An 18797-nucleotide genomic window follows, 5' to 3' on the forward strand; every position below is an offset into this window, starting at 1 on the left:
TTCTAAAACCTCTCAACTCAGTATCATGGCAAAGAATTTCTTCAGCAAAAGAAACGTAAATTTTCTACTTTATGAGGTGCATGATGTAGAATCATTAACCGGACACAGTTATTTCGCCGACCACAACAAGGAAACGTTTGACATGACCATCGATACGGCTGTTCAGATAGCCGAAAACCTGATGTTCCCGTTTCTGAAAGACGTCGATAAAAACCAACCTGAACTGAAAGACGGCAAAGTACAGGTACATGCTTCTATAAGAAATTACCTGAAATCAGTAGGAGAATCGGGCATTATCGGCGCTGATTTCAATTATGAAGACGGCGGTGCTCAGATACCGGTTACCATTACGAGCGCTGTAGGATACATATTGATGTCGGCCAATAATGGTATGATGTATACCGGACTGACAGCCGGAGGCGCCCGTTTAATTGCCAGCTTCGGCTCAGATGAGCTCAAGCAACAATACATTGAAAACATGATTTCGGGCAAATGGCAAGGAACCATGTGTCTCACCGAGCCACAAGCCGGGAGTTCTCTGTCAGATATTACTTCATCGGCAGAGCCTTTAGAAGACGGTACATATAAAATCAGGGGGCAGAAGGTTTTCATTTCTGCCGGAGACCACGATGCTACCGAAAACATCATTCACCTGTTTCTGGCAAGAATCAAAGGTGCTCCGAAAGGTACCAAGGGTATCTCTCTGTTTGTAGTACCCAAATACAGACTTGATGGAGCCGACAACGATATTACCTCAATGGGTATTTATCATAAACTGGGGCAAAAGGGTGTTCCTGCCATGCATCTGGGTTTCGGCGATAAAAATGACGACTGCATAGGTTACCTGGTAGGAGAACCCAACAAAGGTCTTTCCTATATGTTTCAGATGATGAACGAGGCACGTATCGGGGTGGGTCTTACAGGCGTTTCAATTACTTCTGCTGCCTATTATGCCGCATTAGAATATGCGCAGGAGCGGCCTCAAAGCCGCAGGCTTAATACCAAAACAGCCCTTGATACGCCGCAGATTCCTATTATTCAGCATCCTGATGTAAAACGGATGTTGTTGTTTCAGAAATCGGTAGTAGAAGGCAGCTTATCATTGCTTCTTGAAACATCAAAATATTTCGACCTGTCGGAAGCCGGTGATGACCCCGAAGAAAAAGAAAATGCACATTTGCTGGTTGAATTACTAACACCTATTGCCAAGACTTTCCCTTGCGAATACGGTGTTCAGTCTATCAGCAATGCGGTTCAATGTTTTGGAGGATATGGTTTTACTGAAGATTTTCCGGTAGAACAATACTATAGGGATATCCGTATTACACCTATTTATGAAGGCACAACGGGTATTCAATCACAAGACTTACTGGGTAGAAAAGTAATGCTGGCCGGTGGTAAACCAATGCAATTGCTTGCCGCTGAAGTAGGCAAAACAATCAGCTCGGCTAATCAGTACGAGGAGTTAAAGAAATATGCAGGTTTGCTCACCGATAGTACAGGACAACTACAAAAAGTAACCAAACACTTATTAGGTATTGCCGGTACGGGTGACATTGAAAGATTCTTATCTGATGCCACGCTTTATATGGAACTCTTCAGCCTGAATGTAATAGCCTGGCAATGGTTAAAGCAGGGAGTTGTGGCGCAGGAGAAATTAATTCCCGGAGCGAACGATGCCGATTTCTATGAAAGTAAGATTCATACCATGAAATACTTCTTCCATTACGAGCTCCCTAAAACACAAGGATTAGCGACCCGTCTTATGGATCCGGAAGTACTCACGATTATGACCGAAAAAGAAATAGTAATGTAACAAAAAAGGGGAATGTACATTCCCCTTTTTTGTTGAGTGTTTCAACTATTAATTTGCTGATTTCACCGAACCTGCCCCTGAGGTATTAGCAACTACCGATGTCGCCCCACCTTTATAACGTACACTGCTCGCTCCACTGGCTTCAGCTACAACTTTACTTGTTACATACACCTTTGCACCACTGGCGCCAGAGGCATCAATATTTGCGGTAGATACTTTAAAATCGAAAGCATTGATACTTGAAGCCCCCGATACATCTGCAGTCAGTTTCTGTCCGTCACCAACAATAGTAATGCCTGACGCTCCCGAACAATCCAGCGCAAGGTCTTTCGCGTTGATATCAAAAGTGGCGTGCGATGCTCCGGATACATTAATATCAAAACTTTCACTGCTGAAACCTGATACTTTTGACTTACTGGCACCTGAGAAATTAACGGCTGTCAAACTAGGCATGGTGATAGTAACATACACTTCTTTATGGTTTCTCCAGCCACTCCAGTTCGATGGATAGCCGATATGTAATTTACCGTTTGAAACTTTCACTACCAGGTCTTTCAGGTCCTGCTCACGGCCGGCTGTTTCTATTTTAAAGCTACTCGCCTTCGTAACTGTAATGATAAATGCATTGCCCATATCCAATTTGTCAAAGCCTGATAAATCGAACGTACGTTTAGACTCCTGAGCAAGGGCTACTGTAGAGAAAAAGATGAATAAAATGAATAGTTTTTTCATGATTTTGTTATTTTTTTGTATATACATAATAATAGATGATAAAAATATAAAAAGGTTGCATAAAGCCATCAGAATTTTCTGTCTTTTACTTCTATCAAAACAAAAAAAGCCGCCTTTTCACAAAGACAGCTTTCCTGTATGTATTTTCTATCAATAATTACTTGTTTAAAATCATTTTCTGGTAGAGCGCTTTTTTAGAATCTCCTCTGATAACCCTCACTGTCAGCTCTGTAGCCGGCAGATGCTCAGGCAGTAAATACGCTTTGCGGAGATCTTTTACAAATCCTGATTTTTGTAAAACTTTAGTGCCATCCTGATTTGTAATATCTACGGTAATCTGCTCATTTTCATTCATCCCCGAAAGTTTCAGAAAAAACTCACCTTCTGTCGGATTAGGATATACCCCAATAGCGGTTTGCGTATTGCGGCTTCTCGCCAGTGTGAACAGCGTACCATTTTTAAGGTCAGTAGCCGATGAAAGACTGGCATCGTCACTCATTGACCAGATTCCTCTGTCAAGAAAAGCAATACCCTCTAAATCTGAATTACTATTCAGGGAAATCTTTGCCGATGCCCTTAATGACTCCGATTGAAGCGACCAGTATTCCTGCTGATTAATCGCATCCACATTTTCTGACACCTGTTCAGATATGGTAAGTGGACTTGTGTATAAATAAGAGGCTGTAAGTGTCTGGTTTTCGTTATTCCCTGCTACTCTGAACGAACGATAACTGGTGCCGTCGCCCAAGGGAAACTCAAAAGCTTCGTTTCCTTCTTTGCTTACAACTCCTTTTATATGAGAAAAATCTGACGCACCATCATACTTACCGCCTCTACTAAATATCAACGGATTTTTCGCTGATGATTCGATCACCCCTCTGCGAAAAGAAAGAGACTCCTCTATGCGCAAAGGTGATTCCAGTTTTAAATCATTATCAAGCAGCAGATGGCTGAAGGATAACTCTTTAGAACTTTTCAACGTCTGAGCAGCAATACCGTCAAAAGCAATCGTCCCGGTCGATTTAACAAGGTTCAGGTTATCGAAATTTTTCTGAAAATGTATCTTCCCGTTGTTTGTGATTTTCCCTTCATTCACAACATCGGCATTAAAGCTTACAACAGCTCCTTCGCCCACAAAAAGCTCGGCTCCGTTATATACCTGTGCCTGTAGTTGACCGGCCACCAGGCATACACCTAAAGAGTAGAAAATTTTCTTCATATAACCCTTCTTTAATTTTACCTGATAAAAATATAGAATTTTAATTATAAGAAAAATATTTTCTTATAAATTCTATTATATGGTTTTATAACCTATGGGAAAATAATGAGAGGCTTTATGACGGAATTGGGTAATAGTATTTTACTATTTTTCATTTATCGCCATTTTTTTACAAGGGCTGAAACTACTTTTCTCTTTGGATACCGAGCAGTTATCAGTTTTTTATCACCTTATAAAAACCACATCTGGAAATACTGAAAATCCTTGCCTAGTAGAGTTTCACTTTGTTCACCAGAAGCACCCAAACCAGCGCCAGAGAAGCGATGAGGGCGAAAGCAAAAGGCAGACTGATACTTTTAGATACAAAGCCAATCAAAACCGGGCCAGCCAGAAAACCGGCCATACTAAAGGTATTCATAGTTGCTAAGCCGGCTCCTTTAGCCATGCCCGGCACACGAGCCGAGCTGCCATATAATATGGGCGCTCCACAGGAAACCCCGGCACCCACCATGGCAAAGCCTATAATGGCCGTAAGAGTATAAGGTAATAAAATAGACAAACCAATACCCGCAGCAGCTATAATGCCGCCTACTCTTAGCACTTTACTCCCACCATAACGAGGGATGAGGGCATCACCGGCAAAACGACCGAGCGACATACAAAGTGAGTATCCGGCCAGCCCCCAGCCAATGAAATAGTCCTGCGTCTGCACTACATCTCTCATGTAAACGGCTGTCCAGTCAGCCATTGTTCCTTCGGTAATATTGGTACAAAGACTGATAAGAATCATTAGCAATAAGGCTCCTTTCGGGAAAACAAATTTTGCACCTTTGTCTGCTTCTATTTTCTCTTCATGAATACTGATTACCGTAGGGCGTATAAACAAAGCCAGAGAAATAAAACAGACAGCGATCAGCCACATAAGATACGTCGGTGGTATTTTCATGCCTTGCGTGAAACTTGCCAGAATAGACCCCAGCATCAGTCCGGCACTGAACATACCATGGCAGGTTGACATAATATTGATACTATATTGGTGCTCCAGACTGGTAACACAGGTATTCATGGCCACATTGGTAGTAGAAATGCTGATACCCACCAAAAGCAAACTGAAAGCCACCAGCGGCAAATAGTCCATTGTTACGGGCATGGCATATACAACAGACATAAAGATGAGTCCGGCAATGGTAGTGTTTCTCATGCCGAACCGGTTGATGAGAATGGTAGTGAACGGGTTCATACCGGCTGCGCCCAGGGGCATAAAAAGCAGCAGTAAGCCCAGTTGGGCGTCGTCAAGCGCATATTTTTGTTTGACAAACGGGATAAGCGTAGCCCAACTGCCAAACAGGACTCCCATGGCAGTAAAAACCATCGCTACGGCAACACTTTGCCGATGAAAGAAAAAAGTAGACAGGTGCTTAAACATAAATAACAGGGCCAATAAGAGATTTCATATACAATACTGACCTGATGGCAGATAATACACTTTCTTTTAAAAATAATTTTAAACCGACACCTAAGCGGTAATTTCAATTCTGTTTTTCTCGGGGTCCAGAATCACACTTTCATAATAGCCGTCTCCTGTCCATCGGGGTTCACCTACATTTTCATAGCCGTCTTTTCTGAAAGTTTCGGTCAGCTCATCCACTTTTTCTTTGCTGCCCACCGATACCGCAAAGTGTGTCAACCCTATGAATTGCCCATGCCCATTGTTGGCGGTATCAGTAATGCCCGGCATTTGCATGAGTTCTAATCTGGCTCCTGAGTTGAACGAGATAAAATACGATTCGAAGTTTTTCCTGTCGTTTCTATATTTTTCATTCGACACTCCGCCGAAATACTGCACGTAAAAGCGCCGCATCAATTCCAGGTCCCGTACCCAAATGGCCAGATGCTCAATTTTTATCATTCAAACATCGATTTTATTTTCTCATAACTCAGGCCGCAGTAATTAACAATATAATCATTACAAACCGGGAGTTCGTCCCTTTTATAAGTACTCAACACTCCTATTACTTTTGCCCCGGCTGCTTTTCCGGCTGTTACTCCCGAATGCGAATCTTCAAATACCACACAATTGCCGGGTAATATACCCAGATTCGCGGCTGATTTCAGATATACTTCCGGGTTGGGTTTATGGTGTATCACATCGGCACTAGACAACAGCGATTGCATTTTATCTGCCAGCGGTAGTTTGCTTAAAATCAGTTCCAGATTTTCTACGGGAGCCGATGTTGCTATCCCAGTTTTGATACCATTCGCTTTCAGATCATCAATAAATTCCAATAAGCCGTCAATAGCTATTACTTCTGGCTCATACAATTGTCTGAAAAGCGCTTCTTTTTCAAATTCCATCAGATTAAACTCTTCTCCGATAATCTCCCTTTTCAGAAAATACTTCAGAATATAGCTGTTACTTTTGCCATACATGTGAGCTATAAACTCTTCTTCAGTGGCATCGATATCATATTTTTTCAGGAAGGCCTTCCAGGCCAGTGAATGGTGAGGGTTGGTGTCACAAATCACCCCGTCCATGTCAAAAATTACTGCAAATGATGTTTCCAATACTTCTCTTATTCAAATTTTTCGTAAAATTACGGCTTTTGATCTGCGTTTGCTACGCATTTATTTACCAATTATAGTACCCCATTGACCATACCACCAGATAAAGCAAGGATACCGATGAAATAATCTATTTAAAAGCAGGCACGAGAATTTTTGCTTATCTTTAACCGGATAATGAAGCAAATGATTGAAAGGTTTTTAAGGAACTCTGAGGCTTCATTATTAGTATTAAAGAAAAGAACTATCTCTGCAAATATTTGGTTACATTGTTTGAGGTTTTTCAATCTTACCAGTACGATTTAAATAATTCCAAATTATATATATACCTGAATCCTAAGAAAGGAAACCGGGCTTTCTCTGAATGGAAAATTCTGCACTTAATTTTATAAAGTACACTGATGTTGATACACTTGACCCCAAGCAATTCATCATCATTAAAGGCGCCAAAGTAAATAATCTAAAAAATATTGATGTTGCCATTCCACGCAACAAACTGGTGGTAATTACCGGGCTTTCAGGTAGCGGGAAATCATCGTTGGCGTTTGATACGCTATTTGCCGAAGGCCAGCGGATGTACGTAGAAAGCCTCAGCTCTTATGCCCGTCAGTTTCTGGGCCGTATGGAAAAACCCGATGTTGAATACATTAAAGGTGTGTCTCCGGCCATTGCCATTGAGCAAAAAGTAGCTACTAAAAATCCCCGCTCAACTGTAGGTACCACCACCGAGATATATGATTATCTTAAACTATTATTTGCCCGGATCGGCATCACTTATTCGCCGGTTTCAGGAAAAGAAGTAAAAAAAGATACGGTGACCGATGTGGTTAATTTTATTCTTTCACAGGAAGAGGGAACCCGTGTGATGATCTTAACTCCTCTGAAAATAAAAGACGACCGTAAGATTAAAAAAGAACTAGATTTACTGCTTCAGAAAGGGTATACCCGCGTGGTAATTGATGGAGAAATTAAACAAATTGAAGAGATAATAGAGGGCGACGATGCCATTAGTGAAAAGCATCATCACATAGAGATTCTGATAGACCGCAATGTGGTAAAGCATGACGAAGATACTCAGTTCCGTTTTTCTGACTCTGTGCAGACTGCATTTTTTGAGGGAGAGGGCGAATGTATTGTAGATGTAATCGGTCAGCAAAAGCAGACATTTTCTGACAGATTTGAACTGGACGGAATGGCGTTTGAGGAACCGAGTGTCAACCTCTTCACATTCAATAATCCTTACGGAGCCTGTAAACGCTGCGAAGGATTCGGCAAAATATTAGGGATAGACCCCGAACTTGTGATTCCTGACAAAAACCTTTCTGTTTTTGAGGGCGCTGTAGCCCCCTGGAGAACCGAACGCATGAGCGAATGGGCTGCACCTTTACTTAAAAACGGCATTCGTTTCGATTTCCCCATTCACAGAGCCTATAAAGATCTTACACAAGAGCAGAAAGACTTGCTCTGGACGGGCAACTCTTATTTTGAGGGCCTGAATGCTTTCTTTGACGACATCGAAAGCCAGGTACATAAGGTTCAGTACAGGGTCATGCTGTCCCGGTATCGCGGCCGCACAGATTGTCCTGAATGCCGTGGGTCTCGCCTTCGCAAAGATGCAGCTTACGTAAAAGTGGGCGGCGCTTCTATTACGGATCTGGTTCTGATGCCGATTTCGGGGGTGATACAATTCTTTAAGAACCTTGAATTACCTGATTATCTGCAAGGTATTTCGAAAAGAATATTGATTGAAATCAACAGTCGGCTTGATTTCATGGAACGTGTAGGTTTAGGTTATCTGACACTCAACCGACTGACTTCTTCATTATCAGGTGGGGAGTTTCAACGTATCAAACTGGCTACTTCCTTAGGTAGTGCTTTGGTAGGCTCTATGTATATACTTGATGAGCCAAGTATTGGCTTACACCCGCGAGACACCCGCCGCCTGGTAAGTGTGCTGGAATCGCTGAGAGATTTAGGAAACACCGTGGTGGTAGTGGAACACGAAGAAGAAGTAATGCTGGCAGCCGATGAAATCATTGACATAGGCCCTGAAGCCGGGACATTGGGCGGACATCTGATTTTTCAGGGAAACTGGGAGGATATTATGAGGTTTAAAACCCTAACCCTCCCCACAGTTGGGGAGGGTCGGGGTGGGGTTATCAGCCACACCATCCAGTTCCTGACAGGAGAAGACCAGGTGCCTGTTCCGCTGAAAAGACGAAAACCTACTGATTTTATTGAAATTAAAGGTGCCCGCGAAAACAATTTAAAAGAAGTAGATGCAAAATTTCCTTTAGGTACGCTTACGGTTGTGACCGGGGTTAGCGGCTCAGGGAAATCAACACTGGTGCGCAAAATCCTTTTCCCTGCTATTGCAAGGCTCAAAGGTGAATACAGTGAAGAAGCCGGGAAATATAGTGAGCTGGTAGGTTCGCTGGACAGAATTACGCAGATAGAAATGGTTGACCAAAACCCTATCGGTAAATCTTCCCGTTCAAATCCGGTCACTTACATTAAGGCCTATGACGCTATCAGACAATTGATGTCTGACCAGCAATTGGCTAAAGCCCGTGATTATAAGCCCGCTTTCTTCTCATTTAACGTAGACGGAGGCCGTTGTGAGGCTTGCCAGGGTGAGGGCGAACAAACCATTGAAATGCAGTTTATGGCCGATGTACGCCTGAAATGTGAAAGTTGTGGCGGAAAACGCTTTAAACAGGAGATTCTGGAAGTAAAATATAAAGACAAAGACATTGCCGATATTCTGGGCATGACGGTTGATGAGGCCATTGCGTTCTTCAAAGACACAGACCCGAAACTGGCCGAAAAGCTGCAACCATTGCAGGATGTAGGTCTGGGTTATATAGGTTTGGGTCAATCGTCAAGCACCTTGTCAGGTGGAGAGGCACAGCGTGTTAAACTGGCTTTCTTCTTAAGCAAAGGCAATGCCGATAAGGGCAAGACACTTTTTGTTTTTGATGAGCCTACCACCGGGCTCCACTTTCATGACATCAAGAAACTGCTGAAAGCTATTAATGCACTGGTTGACCAGGGGGATTCAGTCATTATTATTGAACACAACATGGAAATCATTAAATCGGCAGACTGGATAATCGACTTAGGCCCCGAAGGTGGAGAAAAAGGAGGATATCTGACTTTTGCAGGTACTCCGGAAGACATGATTAAACTGGAAAATAACTATACTGCAGCGTTTCTGAAAGAAAAGATAAAGGTCTGAGTTTAACTCAGACCTTTATCTTTAAGATATTATGTCAAAAATAATATTGTCTTTTACCTTACTGTTTTCTTCATCTACAAGGTTATTGATTTCTTTAATTACCTCAAAAAAAACAGCCAGTTTCTCGGCAGGAATGGTCTCCTGAATCTTTTTATTAAAGATAATTACTCCTTCCCGCGCAAAATTCCTTTTCCTCTTTCCTTCCTCTGTCAGATACACCTTTACAAAGCGTTTATCGTCGGCATCTGTCTCCCTATAAATCCAGCCCTTTTCTTCAAGTGTTTTCAGCATGCGGGTCAGGCTTCTTGGTTCCATACCGATTGAAGGACCTATCTTAGTAGCCGGTGTTCCTTTCTCCGAATCAATATTCAGCAATACATATCCAATGGCCATTGTAATATCATACTGGCTTGCATAGCCATTATACATACGCGAGATGGCGTGCCATGCCCATTTAATATAAAAATCTATCGTTTTTTCTTTCCTCATTGGTATTTTTTGCTTCGGGTAAAACAAAAGTAGAAAAAAATCAGTATGCAGGCATACTGTTAAAGAAATTATTTTGAGAATACGAAGTCTTCCGTGTTTTTATAATATTAGTTTTTCCTTAACTCTCATTCCCACTTTTATATTATCTGCATTCTCCCGGTTATAAAACTAAAAGAGCGACCGGGCATGCCCGGTCGCTCCTGATATGATCTCGTACTGTTTTCTATACTATCAGTTGTTTACTTTCCAAACCCAGCCAAAAGTATCTTCTACCTTGCCTGTGCGTACATCGTTCAACGCCTTTTTCAGTTTAGATGAAACCGACTCCTCTGTAAGGGCAGGTAATACATAGTCTTCACCGTTATAACCAATTGCTGAGAAAGGAGACACTACCACGGCGGTTCCGGCACCGAATACTTCGGTAACCTTTCCGTTTTTAATGCCCGATAATATTTCTTCAACCAACACTTTTCTTTCTTCCACTTCAATACTCAAAGACTTCGCCAATTGCAATAGAGAATCACGGGTGATTCCCTTCAGAATAGTGCTGCTCACGGCAGGAGTAACCAATTTGCCGTCAATCACAAACATGACGTTCATCGTACCCGACTCCTCAAAATATTTGTGTTCAATGGCATCTGTCCACAACAATTGTGTATAGCCTTGCTCCTGTGCCAACTTAGCCGGATACAACGATGCCGCATAGTTACCGGCACATTTGGCATAACCCACACCACCCGGAGCCGCACGGATAAACTCTGTTTCTACTTTCACTTTCGGAGGGGTAGAGTAGTATTGACCGGCAGGACTCATGATTATCATAAAACGATAGTTCTGAGACGGGCGCACACCCAGATAAACATCGCTCGCGAACATAAACGGACGCAGATACAAAGAGTTATCTTCACCTTTCGGTACCCAGGCGGCATCTAAACGCAGTAATTCTTCAAGGCCTCCGATGAATATTTCTTCCGGTACCTGAGCCATACACATGCGCTCTGCCGAAACATTGAATCGCTTCCAGTTTTCTCTCGGGCGGAACATCAGCACTTCATCGTTATCATTTTTGAAAGCTTTCATTCCTTCAAAAATCGATTGCCCATAGTGAAGAGATGCCAGCGCGGGATTATAACTGATTTCACCGAATGGTAAAATCTTCGGAGTCTGCCATTCGCCGTTAACATAATCGGCAACCAGCATGTGGTCCGTAAAAAGGGAGCCGAACTGAATATTATTAGGGTCAAGCTGATGAATCCTGCTTTCAGCTACTGTGGTCACATCGAAGTTTAATGTCTCTGTCATAATAAACTATATTAAATAAGCTCAAATAAAATTTCAATTGCGAAACAACAAAGAATATACCAAATTGTCAAGGAAAAATGCAAAAATAGTTGTTAAGACAAGTTTCCTTTCAAGGGTACAATTTTAAGTACTTTTTCCTGATTAGAAAAACTCATTTTTTCATACCCTCAAAATGGTGTTAGTCAGCTAATAAAACCCTTATGCCTGATGGCCAAATGCCTGAATTTACCAGAATAATCACCCGTCAACCACACACGGCTCCCCTTTATAAAACTTGATTTTGTAAAGAACCATTCAAACAAACAAGTAGCGCGTATCTGACATTTAACGGTAATAATCAAAACAAAAACAGGTTGAGGTGCTTTGCATAAAGGTGTTTTTCTACTTTCTTTGTTACCAGGCTGGTTTTCATCAAAATGCTGATGACTAATACAACCATTCTATAGACTGAATTACTATGAAACCCAGAACCTTAGTGGTAGGTGACATACATGGCGGACTACGTGCACTAAAGCAGGTGATGGAGAGGTCGTCTGTGACCGAAAACGACACGCTCGTTTTTCTGGGAGATTATGTAGACGGTTGGAGCGAATCGGCACAGGTAATACAGTTTCTGATAGAACTGGATCAGACATTCAATTGTGTATTCATAAAAGGCAATCATGATTCATGGTGTGAAGAATGGCTACGAGAGAAAGACTGGGATAAAACCTGGGGGTTCCATGGGGGTTTCTCAACAGTAAAGAGCTATGAATCACTGAATGATGCAGAGCGCCTGGCACATCTCAATTTCTTCGAAAGAATGCGGATGTATTACATCGACCATCATAACCGGCTGTTTGTCCATGCCGGATTTACCTCCATGCATGGGCCTGCACAGGAATTCCACGCCTCTAATTTTGAATGGGATCGCACCCTGTGGGAAGTAGCCCGCTCTCTGGACAACCACATTGACAGAGACTCTAACCGGTATCCTAAAAGACTCTCACTTTTTGATGAAATATACATTGGCCATACCCCTACGCTTAACTATGACGAAACAGTACCCATGAATGGTGGCAACGTATGGAATATTGACACCGGAGCGGCTTTCTGGGGAAGCCTGACCATAATGGATGTAGACACCAAACAATTCTGGCAAAGCGACAGACTACCTGATTTATATCCCGACGAAAAGGGAAGAAACCGGTAGTTTTCTACCAATTGAGCTCCTTGAATAATAACAAATTAATATCCTGAAAGTCTAAAAAAAATCAATAGTATGCTTGCATAATATTTTCAAATTTCAGTATCTTTGTAACAGTATGCACGCATAATAATGGGCATATTTCTAAACCGACGAATTCCAACTAATAATATTATGGTAGCAACTGAAAATAAAGCCTCAATTAAAGGGGGAGAGTTCTTGATAAAAGATGTGGAAGCACATCAGATTTTCATTCCGGAAGAATTTTCAGAAGAGCAACAAATGATTGCCAATACCTGTCGTGATTTTTTGCGTACAGAGATCCACCCACGCCTGAACGAAATCGACAACGCCAAGTCGCCCGAGCTGATGTCATCGTTGATGACCAAAGCCGGTGAATTAGGCTTGCTTGGTACGGCCGTTCCGGAAGAATACGGTGGATTCGGCATGAACTTCAATACCTCAATGCTGGTAGCAGAAGCATTAGGACAAGGACATTCGTTTTCAGTTGCACAATCAGCACACACGGGTATTGGTACGCTACCTATCGTTTATTACGGTAATGAAGAACAAAAAGCCAAGTACCTCCCGCTACTAGCCACCGGCGAATGGAAAGCCGCTTATTGCTTAACAGAACCTGATTCGGGTTCTGATGCCAACTCTGGTAAAACCAAAGCTGCTTTGTCAGCTGATGGAAAGCACTATGTCATTAACGGACAAAAGATGTGGATTACCAACGGTGGTTTTGCCGATTTGTTCATTGTTTTTGCCAAAATTGACGATGACAAGAATCTGACGGCATTCATTATAGAAAAATCGTTTAGTGGTATTACCATGAACGAGCCTGAGCATAAGTTGGGTATCAAGGGTTCTGACACCCGCCAGATTTTCTTTACCGATTGCCACGTACCAGTTGAAAACATGCTGTCTTCTCGTGGGAATGGTTTCAAAATCGCTGTAAATATCCTGAATATAGGTCGTATTAAACTGGGTATTGCTGTTATCGGCGGGTCTAAAGGCGCGTTGGGTCATGCCATTAATTACGCCAACGAACGCAAGCAGTTCGGTGTTTCCATTGCTACTTTTGGTGCCATTAAATACAAGCTGGCTGAAATGGCCACACGTATTTTTGCTTCTGAATCGGCTAACTACAGAGCCGGGCAAAACATTGATGACGCCATTGAAGACCTGAAAGCACAGGGCTTAAATGATGCCGAAGCCAAACTGAAAGCGTTGGAGCAATTCTCTATTGAATGTGCGATTATGAAAGTGCATAGTTCAGAAGTGCTTGATTATACTGTAGACGAAAGCTTACAGGTATACGGAGGTATGGGGTATTCGGCTGATGCTCCGATGGAGCGTGCCTACCGCGATGCACGCATCAACAGAATATTTGAAGGCACCAACGAGATCAACCGTATGTTGATTATCGATATGCTTTTGAAACGCGCCCTGAAAGGTGAAATTGACCTGATGACACCGGCTATGGCTGTTGCCAAAGAGATTCTGTCTATTCCTGATTTTGGCGGGTCTGATGACGAAGGCCTTTTTGCTGCTGAAAAGAGAGTATTGAAAAACCTGAAAAAGGCAGCTTTAATGGTTGCAGGCTCGGCGGTACAGAAATTCATGATGTCACTATCAGAAGAGCAGGAAATTCTGATGAATCTGGCTGATATGGCCATTGAAATCTATGTGACCGAATCAATATTACTGAGAGTTGAAAAACTCATTAATACCAAAGGAGAGGCTAACGCAGCCCTGCAAAAAGACATGGCCATCATTTACTTGCATGAGGCCGTAAACAGAATTAATATTGCCGGCCGCGAAGCCATTACCTCATTTGCCGAAGCCGATGAGTTACGTGTCATGTTGATGGGTCTGAAACGATTTACAAAGATTGAACCATTCAACCTCAAAAATGCCCGTCGCAGAGTAGCAGAGGCTATGATTGAGGAGAATAAATACATTTTTTAAAGCTCAAATAATCAATAACTAAAAATCAACAAACCGTCTTTCATTTTGGAGGACGGTTTTTTATTTTAGTTTGCCTCTTCGTACTTCTTAATAAACAGTTCTTTTCCGCTTCATTCTCAATCATTTTATCTTTCCTGAAAAAAAACCAAAAAATACTTGCGCAACCAATCAGTTGCCAATATATTTGCAACTGATTGGTTGCAAATTAAAACTAAGTGCACATGAGACGAGATGTTTTTCAGGCAATTGCCGACCCGACGAGAAGAGAGATTATAGGCGTGATAGCCAGACAGGCATTAAATCTGAACTCAGTTGCCGAGACTTTTGACATCAGCCGACAGGCGGTTTCAAAACACATTAAGATACTGACAGAATGCGGTCTGATCGTTATCCAAAAGCAAGGCCGGGAGAATTACTGTATTGCCAGACTTGAGAAATTGAGCGAAGTATCGAACTGGCTTGAGCAGTACCGTCAGATTTGGGAACACAAGTTTCAAGCGCTTGATGACTTACTATACAAACTTCAACAAGATAACCAGAGTAATGATGGCAATCCACAAGCCGGATAGTAACAGGCTCAAGCGGTTGTTTAATACAAATACATCTGACAATACCATAACTATTAAATAAAATAAACCTGATGGAAAACGAACAAAAAATCACCCCATTCTTATGGTTCAACGGCAATATTGCCGAAGCCATCGAACTCTATACTTCTGTTTTCAAAAACACAAAGGTACACTATGCTAATAAGGTCAATGGCAAAATCATGAATGCCAAATTTGAGCTGGAAGGCCAGGTTCTTCTGGCTTTGGATGGCGGCCCTCATTATTCATTCAATCCGGCCATATCGCTGTTTGTCAATTGCAAAACACAGGAAGAAGTAGATGAGTACTGGGATAAACTGATAGCAGATGGTGGACAACCCAGCAGATGCGGCTGGCTGGTCGACAAATTCGGCTTGTCATGGCAAATTGTTCCCGATATTCTGGGCAAATTGTTGAGTGATTCTGATCCGGCAAAAGCCAAAAGAGCTCTGGATGCGATGCTTCAAATGAATAAACTGGATATTCAGAAACTGAAAGATGCGCATGCAGGAGAATGATGAATGCTAAAAACTCTATTCAATTCATAAAATTAAACAAAACACAATTATGAAAACCAAAAATGAAACTACGATCAGCAGAGAGCCGGGTGGGCAGGCTCTTACGATTACCAGAGAATTTGAAGCCCCAATAGAATTGCTGTTTAAAGCCTATACCGACGCAGAAATGGTAAAACAATGGCTCGGGCCAAGAGGATATGAAATGGTTGTTGAAATTTTTGACGCTCATACCGGCGGACGATACCGATACATACATACCGATGGCAAAGGAGAGGCTTATGCGTTCAGAGGTATATTCCATGAGGTGTCAGCTCCGGAAACCATTATTCAGACTTTTGAGTATGAAGGCGCCAAAGGGCATGTATCGCTGGAAACAGCCTCCTTTGAATCATTACCGGGAAACCGTAGCAGAGTGACTTCACTATCTGTTTTTCAATCAATAGCAGACCTTGACATGATGCTGCGATCTGACATGGAGCGGGGAGTGAAGGAAGGATTTGAACGTCTGGACGAATTATTTGAGAAAGGTGCGGCATAAAGTAGTCCGTTGCCCATGTAAGCCTAGTATAAGAGTTACGCCAGTAAAAAAACAGGATGGTTTTTTATTTTTTTTGAAATTAACTACCTTTGGCACTCTAAAAACTATTATGACATTATCGTAGTTAATGCTACGGACTCAGATTTAAACTTACATATCATGGCATACGGACTACTTAAGGGTAAAAAAGGAATTATTTCAGGCGCATTAGATGAAAAATCTATTGCCTGGAAGGTAGCACTGAAAGCGAAAGAAGAAGGTGCATCTATCGTTTTAACAAATGCCCCCATTGCCATGCGCATGGGCGAGATTAAGAAACTGGCCGAAGCCTGTGAAGCCGAGATTATTCCGGCAGATGCCACTGTGGTAGAAGAAATCGAAAATCTTTACACCAAATCAATGGATGTACTGGGTGGAAAGGTCGACTTCGTACTTCACTCTATCGGTATGTCTCCTAATATCCGTAAAGGCAAAGCGTATGGTGATCTGAACTACGACTGGTTCCTGAAAAGTGTTGATGTATCGGCTTTATCATTCCATAAGTTTTTACAGGTAGCCGAGAAAATGGATGCCATCAACGAGTGGGGTTCGGTAGTAGCCTTATCCTATATGGCCGCGCAGCGTACATTTCCATTCTATACTGATATGGCAGAAGCCAAAGCTATGCTGGAATCAATTGCCCGCAGCTATGGCTATCGTTACGGTAAATTGAAAAATGTGCGTGTTAATACGGTTTCACAATCACCTACCAAAACCACTGCAGGTACAGGTATCGGAGGTTTTGATAAATTCTATGATTTTGCCGATAAAATTGCTCCTTTGGGTAATGCTTCGGCAGATGCCTGTGCAGATTACGTTATCACGCTTTTCTCTGACCTTACCAAAATGGTAACCATGCAGAACCTATTCCACGATGGTGGTTTCGTGAATACCGGTATCTCGGAAGACGTAATGAATCTGATTTAATAATCTTTCAATTGAATGCATACAAAAAAGAGGAACTTTGCAGTTCCTCTTTTTTATTATTTCTTCATCTCGCCTTCTACCATTCGCCAGATACTCAGCGGATTATCGCTTTTCAATTCATCAGGTAGCAGTTCATCAGGGAAATCCTGGAAACTAACCGGACGCGTAAAACGAGTAATAGCTCTTGTACCTACTGAAGTACTGCGCGAATCGGTTGTAGCCGGGAAAGGCCCGCCATGTATCATAGCATGATTCACTTCTACTCCCGTCGGGAAACCGTTAAGAATTAACCTCCCTACTTTCTGCTCAAGTATATCTAATAAATCAGCGTATTCTACTAAATCCTCAGGTGTCCCGTGGACAGTTGCCGTCAGGTGTCCTTCCAGATTACCCGCAGCAATCAGAATCTCTTCTTTTGTATTAGCTTCTACAATCAGGCTGGTAGGACCAAAAATCTCTTCTGCCAGTTCGGGTTTGGCATTTAACGAGGCAATGTCTGTACGTAAAAAAATTGGTTCTACTGCTGTAAACCCTTCAGGAGCCTTACCTACCCCCACAACATCGGTAAATTGTTTCGCATGTTCCGTACCTCTTACATACGTGTCTCTGATTCCGGGCGTAAGCATAATCCCTCCTTGCGTATTGGGCGCATTCTTTTCTATTTCTTCAATAAATTCCTTATTGCTTTGTAAAAATAAAATTCCCGGATTGGTACAAAACTGTCCGACACTCATTGTAGCAGAAGTCAGGTAGTTTTTTGCAATAGCTCTACCCTTTAAAGCCAGAATTCCCGGCAAAACAAACACAGGATTCACGCTACCCATTTCCGCATATACAGGAATCGGTTCCGGGCGGCTCACGGCCGCATCAAACAATGCCCTACCGCCTTTCAGGGAGCCTGTAAAGCCAATTGCTTTTATTACAGGATGTTTCACCAATGCCATGCCTATCTCGTGTCCGTCGTCAAATAATAACGAAAACACTCCGTCAGGCATGCCTGTAGCCTCTGCTGCTTTCTGAACAGCCTGGCCAACTAATTCTGATGTACCCAAGTGTGCAGGATGTGCCTTCACAATGACACAACATCCGGCAGCAAACGCAGAGGTGGTATCTCCACCCGCCACCGAAAATGCCAGTGGGAAATTACTCGCTCCAAAAACACCGACTACCCCTAAAGGCCGCTCCATTGAGCGCAAATCAGGGCGGGGTGCAGGTTGGCGATCAAATATAGCCGCATCAATGCGCGCATCCACCCATGAGCCCTCTCTTAAAAGCTGGGCGTAGAGTCTTAACTGCCCTACTGTTCTGCCTCTTTCTCCAATGGCCCTTCCTTGTGGCAGACCCGACTCCAACATGTATCTTTCCAGCAGGGTTTCGCCCAGATTCTCTATCTCTTCAGCGATTTTCTCCAGGAAATTGGCTTTCTCAAAACCTGACTTTTTCCGGTATATCTGAAAAGCTTTTTCAGCTTTTTCAGCCGCATAATCCAGTTCATCAAGCGTCGCTTTAAAAAAAAGCGGCGACAAAGTCTCTCCAGTTGCCGGATTAATGCCTTGTATGGCTACCGTTCCTTCTGAGAAAGTCTCAAAACCTATAATATTTCTTCCTGTAAGTTGCATAGCAGGGTTATAATAAGCAGCTCTAATTTATGATAAAGCCCCTTTCGTGTT

At 42.5% G+C, this 18797-nt stretch carries 16 protein-coding genes; 8 read left to right on the plus strand and 8 right to left on the minus strand.

Annotated features, from left to right (window positions below):
* Nucleotides 1-25 precede the first annotated feature (25 nt).
* Nucleotides 26-1816 (plus strand): acyl-CoA dehydrogenase, encoded by a 1791-nt coding sequence (locus AC1RRY_RS12510; RefSeq protein ID WP_492820314.1) that lies wholly within the window; start codon nt 26-28, stop codon nt 1814-1816.
* A gap of 48 nt (nt 1817-1864) precedes the next feature.
* Here AC1RRY_RS12510 and AC1RRY_RS12515 read toward each other — a convergent pair whose 3' ends face one another.
* The 5 genes from AC1RRY_RS12515 to AC1RRY_RS12535 form a co-directional block, all read right to left on the minus strand.
* Nucleotides 1865-2548, minus strand: coding sequence for a head GIN domain-containing protein (locus tag AC1RRY_RS12515; protein ID WP_492820312.1), 684 nt, complete (start codon nt 2546-2548; stop codon nt 1865-1867).
* A gap of 157 nt (nt 2549-2705) precedes the next feature.
* On the minus strand, nt 2706-3767 hold the full coding sequence (locus AC1RRY_RS12520; protein WP_492820310.1) for a T9SS type A sorting domain-containing protein: 1062 nt from the start codon (nt 3765-3767) through the stop codon (nt 2706-2708).
* Nucleotides 3768-4035: 268 nt separating this feature from the next.
* Nucleotides 4036-5193, minus strand: coding sequence for an MFS transporter (locus AC1RRY_RS12525; protein WP_492820308.1), 1158 nt, complete (start codon nt 5191-5193; stop codon nt 4036-4038).
* Between the two features lie 90 nt (nt 5194-5283).
* Complete coding sequence (locus AC1RRY_RS12530) at nt 5284-5673, minus strand: VOC family protein (RefSeq protein ID WP_492821311.1); 390 nt, start codon at nt 5671-5673, stop codon at nt 5284-5286.
* Nucleotides 5673-6332 carry an HAD family hydrolase gene (locus AC1RRY_RS12535; RefSeq protein WP_492820306.1) on the minus strand — a complete coding sequence of 220 codons (660 nt, stop codon included), beginning with the start codon at nt 6330-6332 and terminating at the stop codon, nt 5673-5675. The genes AC1RRY_RS12530 and AC1RRY_RS12535 overlap by 1 nt, the downstream gene beginning before the upstream one ends.
* Nucleotides 6333-6693: 361 nt before the next feature.
* Between AC1RRY_RS12535 and uvrA the strand changes: the two genes are divergently transcribed.
* Nucleotides 6694-9567, plus strand: coding sequence for an excinuclease ABC subunit UvrA (gene uvrA, locus AC1RRY_RS12540; protein ID WP_492820305.1), 2874 nt, complete (start codon nt 6694-6696; stop codon nt 9565-9567).
* A gap of 21 nt (nt 9568-9588) precedes the next feature.
* Here the strand turns inward: uvrA and AC1RRY_RS12545 are convergent, their stop codons facing one another.
* Both AC1RRY_RS12545 and AC1RRY_RS12550 read right to left on the minus strand, forming a co-directional pair.
* Entirely contained in the window at nt 9589-10056 is a 468-nt protein-coding gene (locus AC1RRY_RS12545) for a MarR family winged helix-turn-helix transcriptional regulator (protein ID WP_492820303.1), read from the minus strand.
* Between the two features lie 231 nt (nt 10057-10287).
* The gene (locus AC1RRY_RS12550; RefSeq protein ID WP_492821309.1) at nt 10288-11361 is read right to left on the minus strand and encodes a branched-chain amino acid aminotransferase; all 1074 of its coding nucleotides are present in this window, start codon (nt 11359-11361) and stop codon (nt 10288-10290) included.
* Between the two features lie 454 nt (nt 11362-11815).
* Here AC1RRY_RS12550 and AC1RRY_RS12555 point away from each other — a divergent pair, with 454 nt between their 5' ends.
* The 6 genes from AC1RRY_RS12555 to AC1RRY_RS12580 all read left to right on the plus strand — a co-directional run bounded on the left by AC1RRY_RS12555 (nt 11816) and on the right by AC1RRY_RS12580 (nt 17127).
* On the plus strand, nt 11816-12550 hold the full coding sequence (locus tag AC1RRY_RS12555; RefSeq protein ID WP_492820301.1) for a metallophosphoesterase family protein: 735 nt from the start codon (nt 11816-11818) through the stop codon (nt 12548-12550).
* Between the two features lie 168 nt (nt 12551-12718).
* Entirely contained in the window at nt 12719-14518 is a 1800-nt protein-coding gene (locus tag AC1RRY_RS12560; RefSeq protein WP_492820299.1) for an acyl-CoA dehydrogenase FadE, read from the plus strand.
* A 221-nt stretch (nt 14519-14739) separates the two neighbouring features.
* On the plus strand, nt 14740-15087 hold the full coding sequence (locus tag AC1RRY_RS12565; protein WP_492820297.1) for an ArsR/SmtB family transcription factor: 348 nt from the start codon (nt 14740-14742) through the stop codon (nt 15085-15087).
* Between the two features lie 71 nt (nt 15088-15158).
* A complete protein-coding gene (locus AC1RRY_RS12570; RefSeq protein ID WP_492820295.1) occupies nt 15159-15623 on the plus strand; it encodes a VOC family protein in 465 nt (154 codons plus the stop codon).
* A gap of 49 nt (nt 15624-15672) precedes the next feature.
* Nucleotides 15673-16161: an SRPBCC family protein gene (locus tag AC1RRY_RS12575; RefSeq protein WP_492820293.1), complete on the plus strand. Its 489-nt coding sequence runs from the start codon at nt 15673-15675 to the stop codon at nt 16159-16161.
* A gap of 159 nt (nt 16162-16320) precedes the next feature.
* The gene (locus tag AC1RRY_RS12580; protein WP_492820291.1) at nt 16321-17127 is read left to right on the plus strand and encodes an enoyl-ACP reductase FabI; all 807 of its coding nucleotides are present in this window, start codon (nt 16321-16323) and stop codon (nt 17125-17127) included.
* Nucleotides 17128-17183: 56 nt separating this feature from the next.
* On the opposite strand, the gene AC1RRY_RS12585 is transcribed toward AC1RRY_RS12580, so the two are convergent.
* Nucleotides 17184-18746, minus strand: a complete 1563-nt coding sequence (locus tag AC1RRY_RS12585; protein ID WP_492820289.1) for an aldehyde dehydrogenase (NADP(+)) — start codon at nt 18744-18746, stop codon at nt 17184-17186.
* Nucleotides 18747-18797: the final 51 nt, after the last annotated feature.

Source organism: Emticicia sp. GW821-FHT11C11 (genome assembly GCF_058808615.1).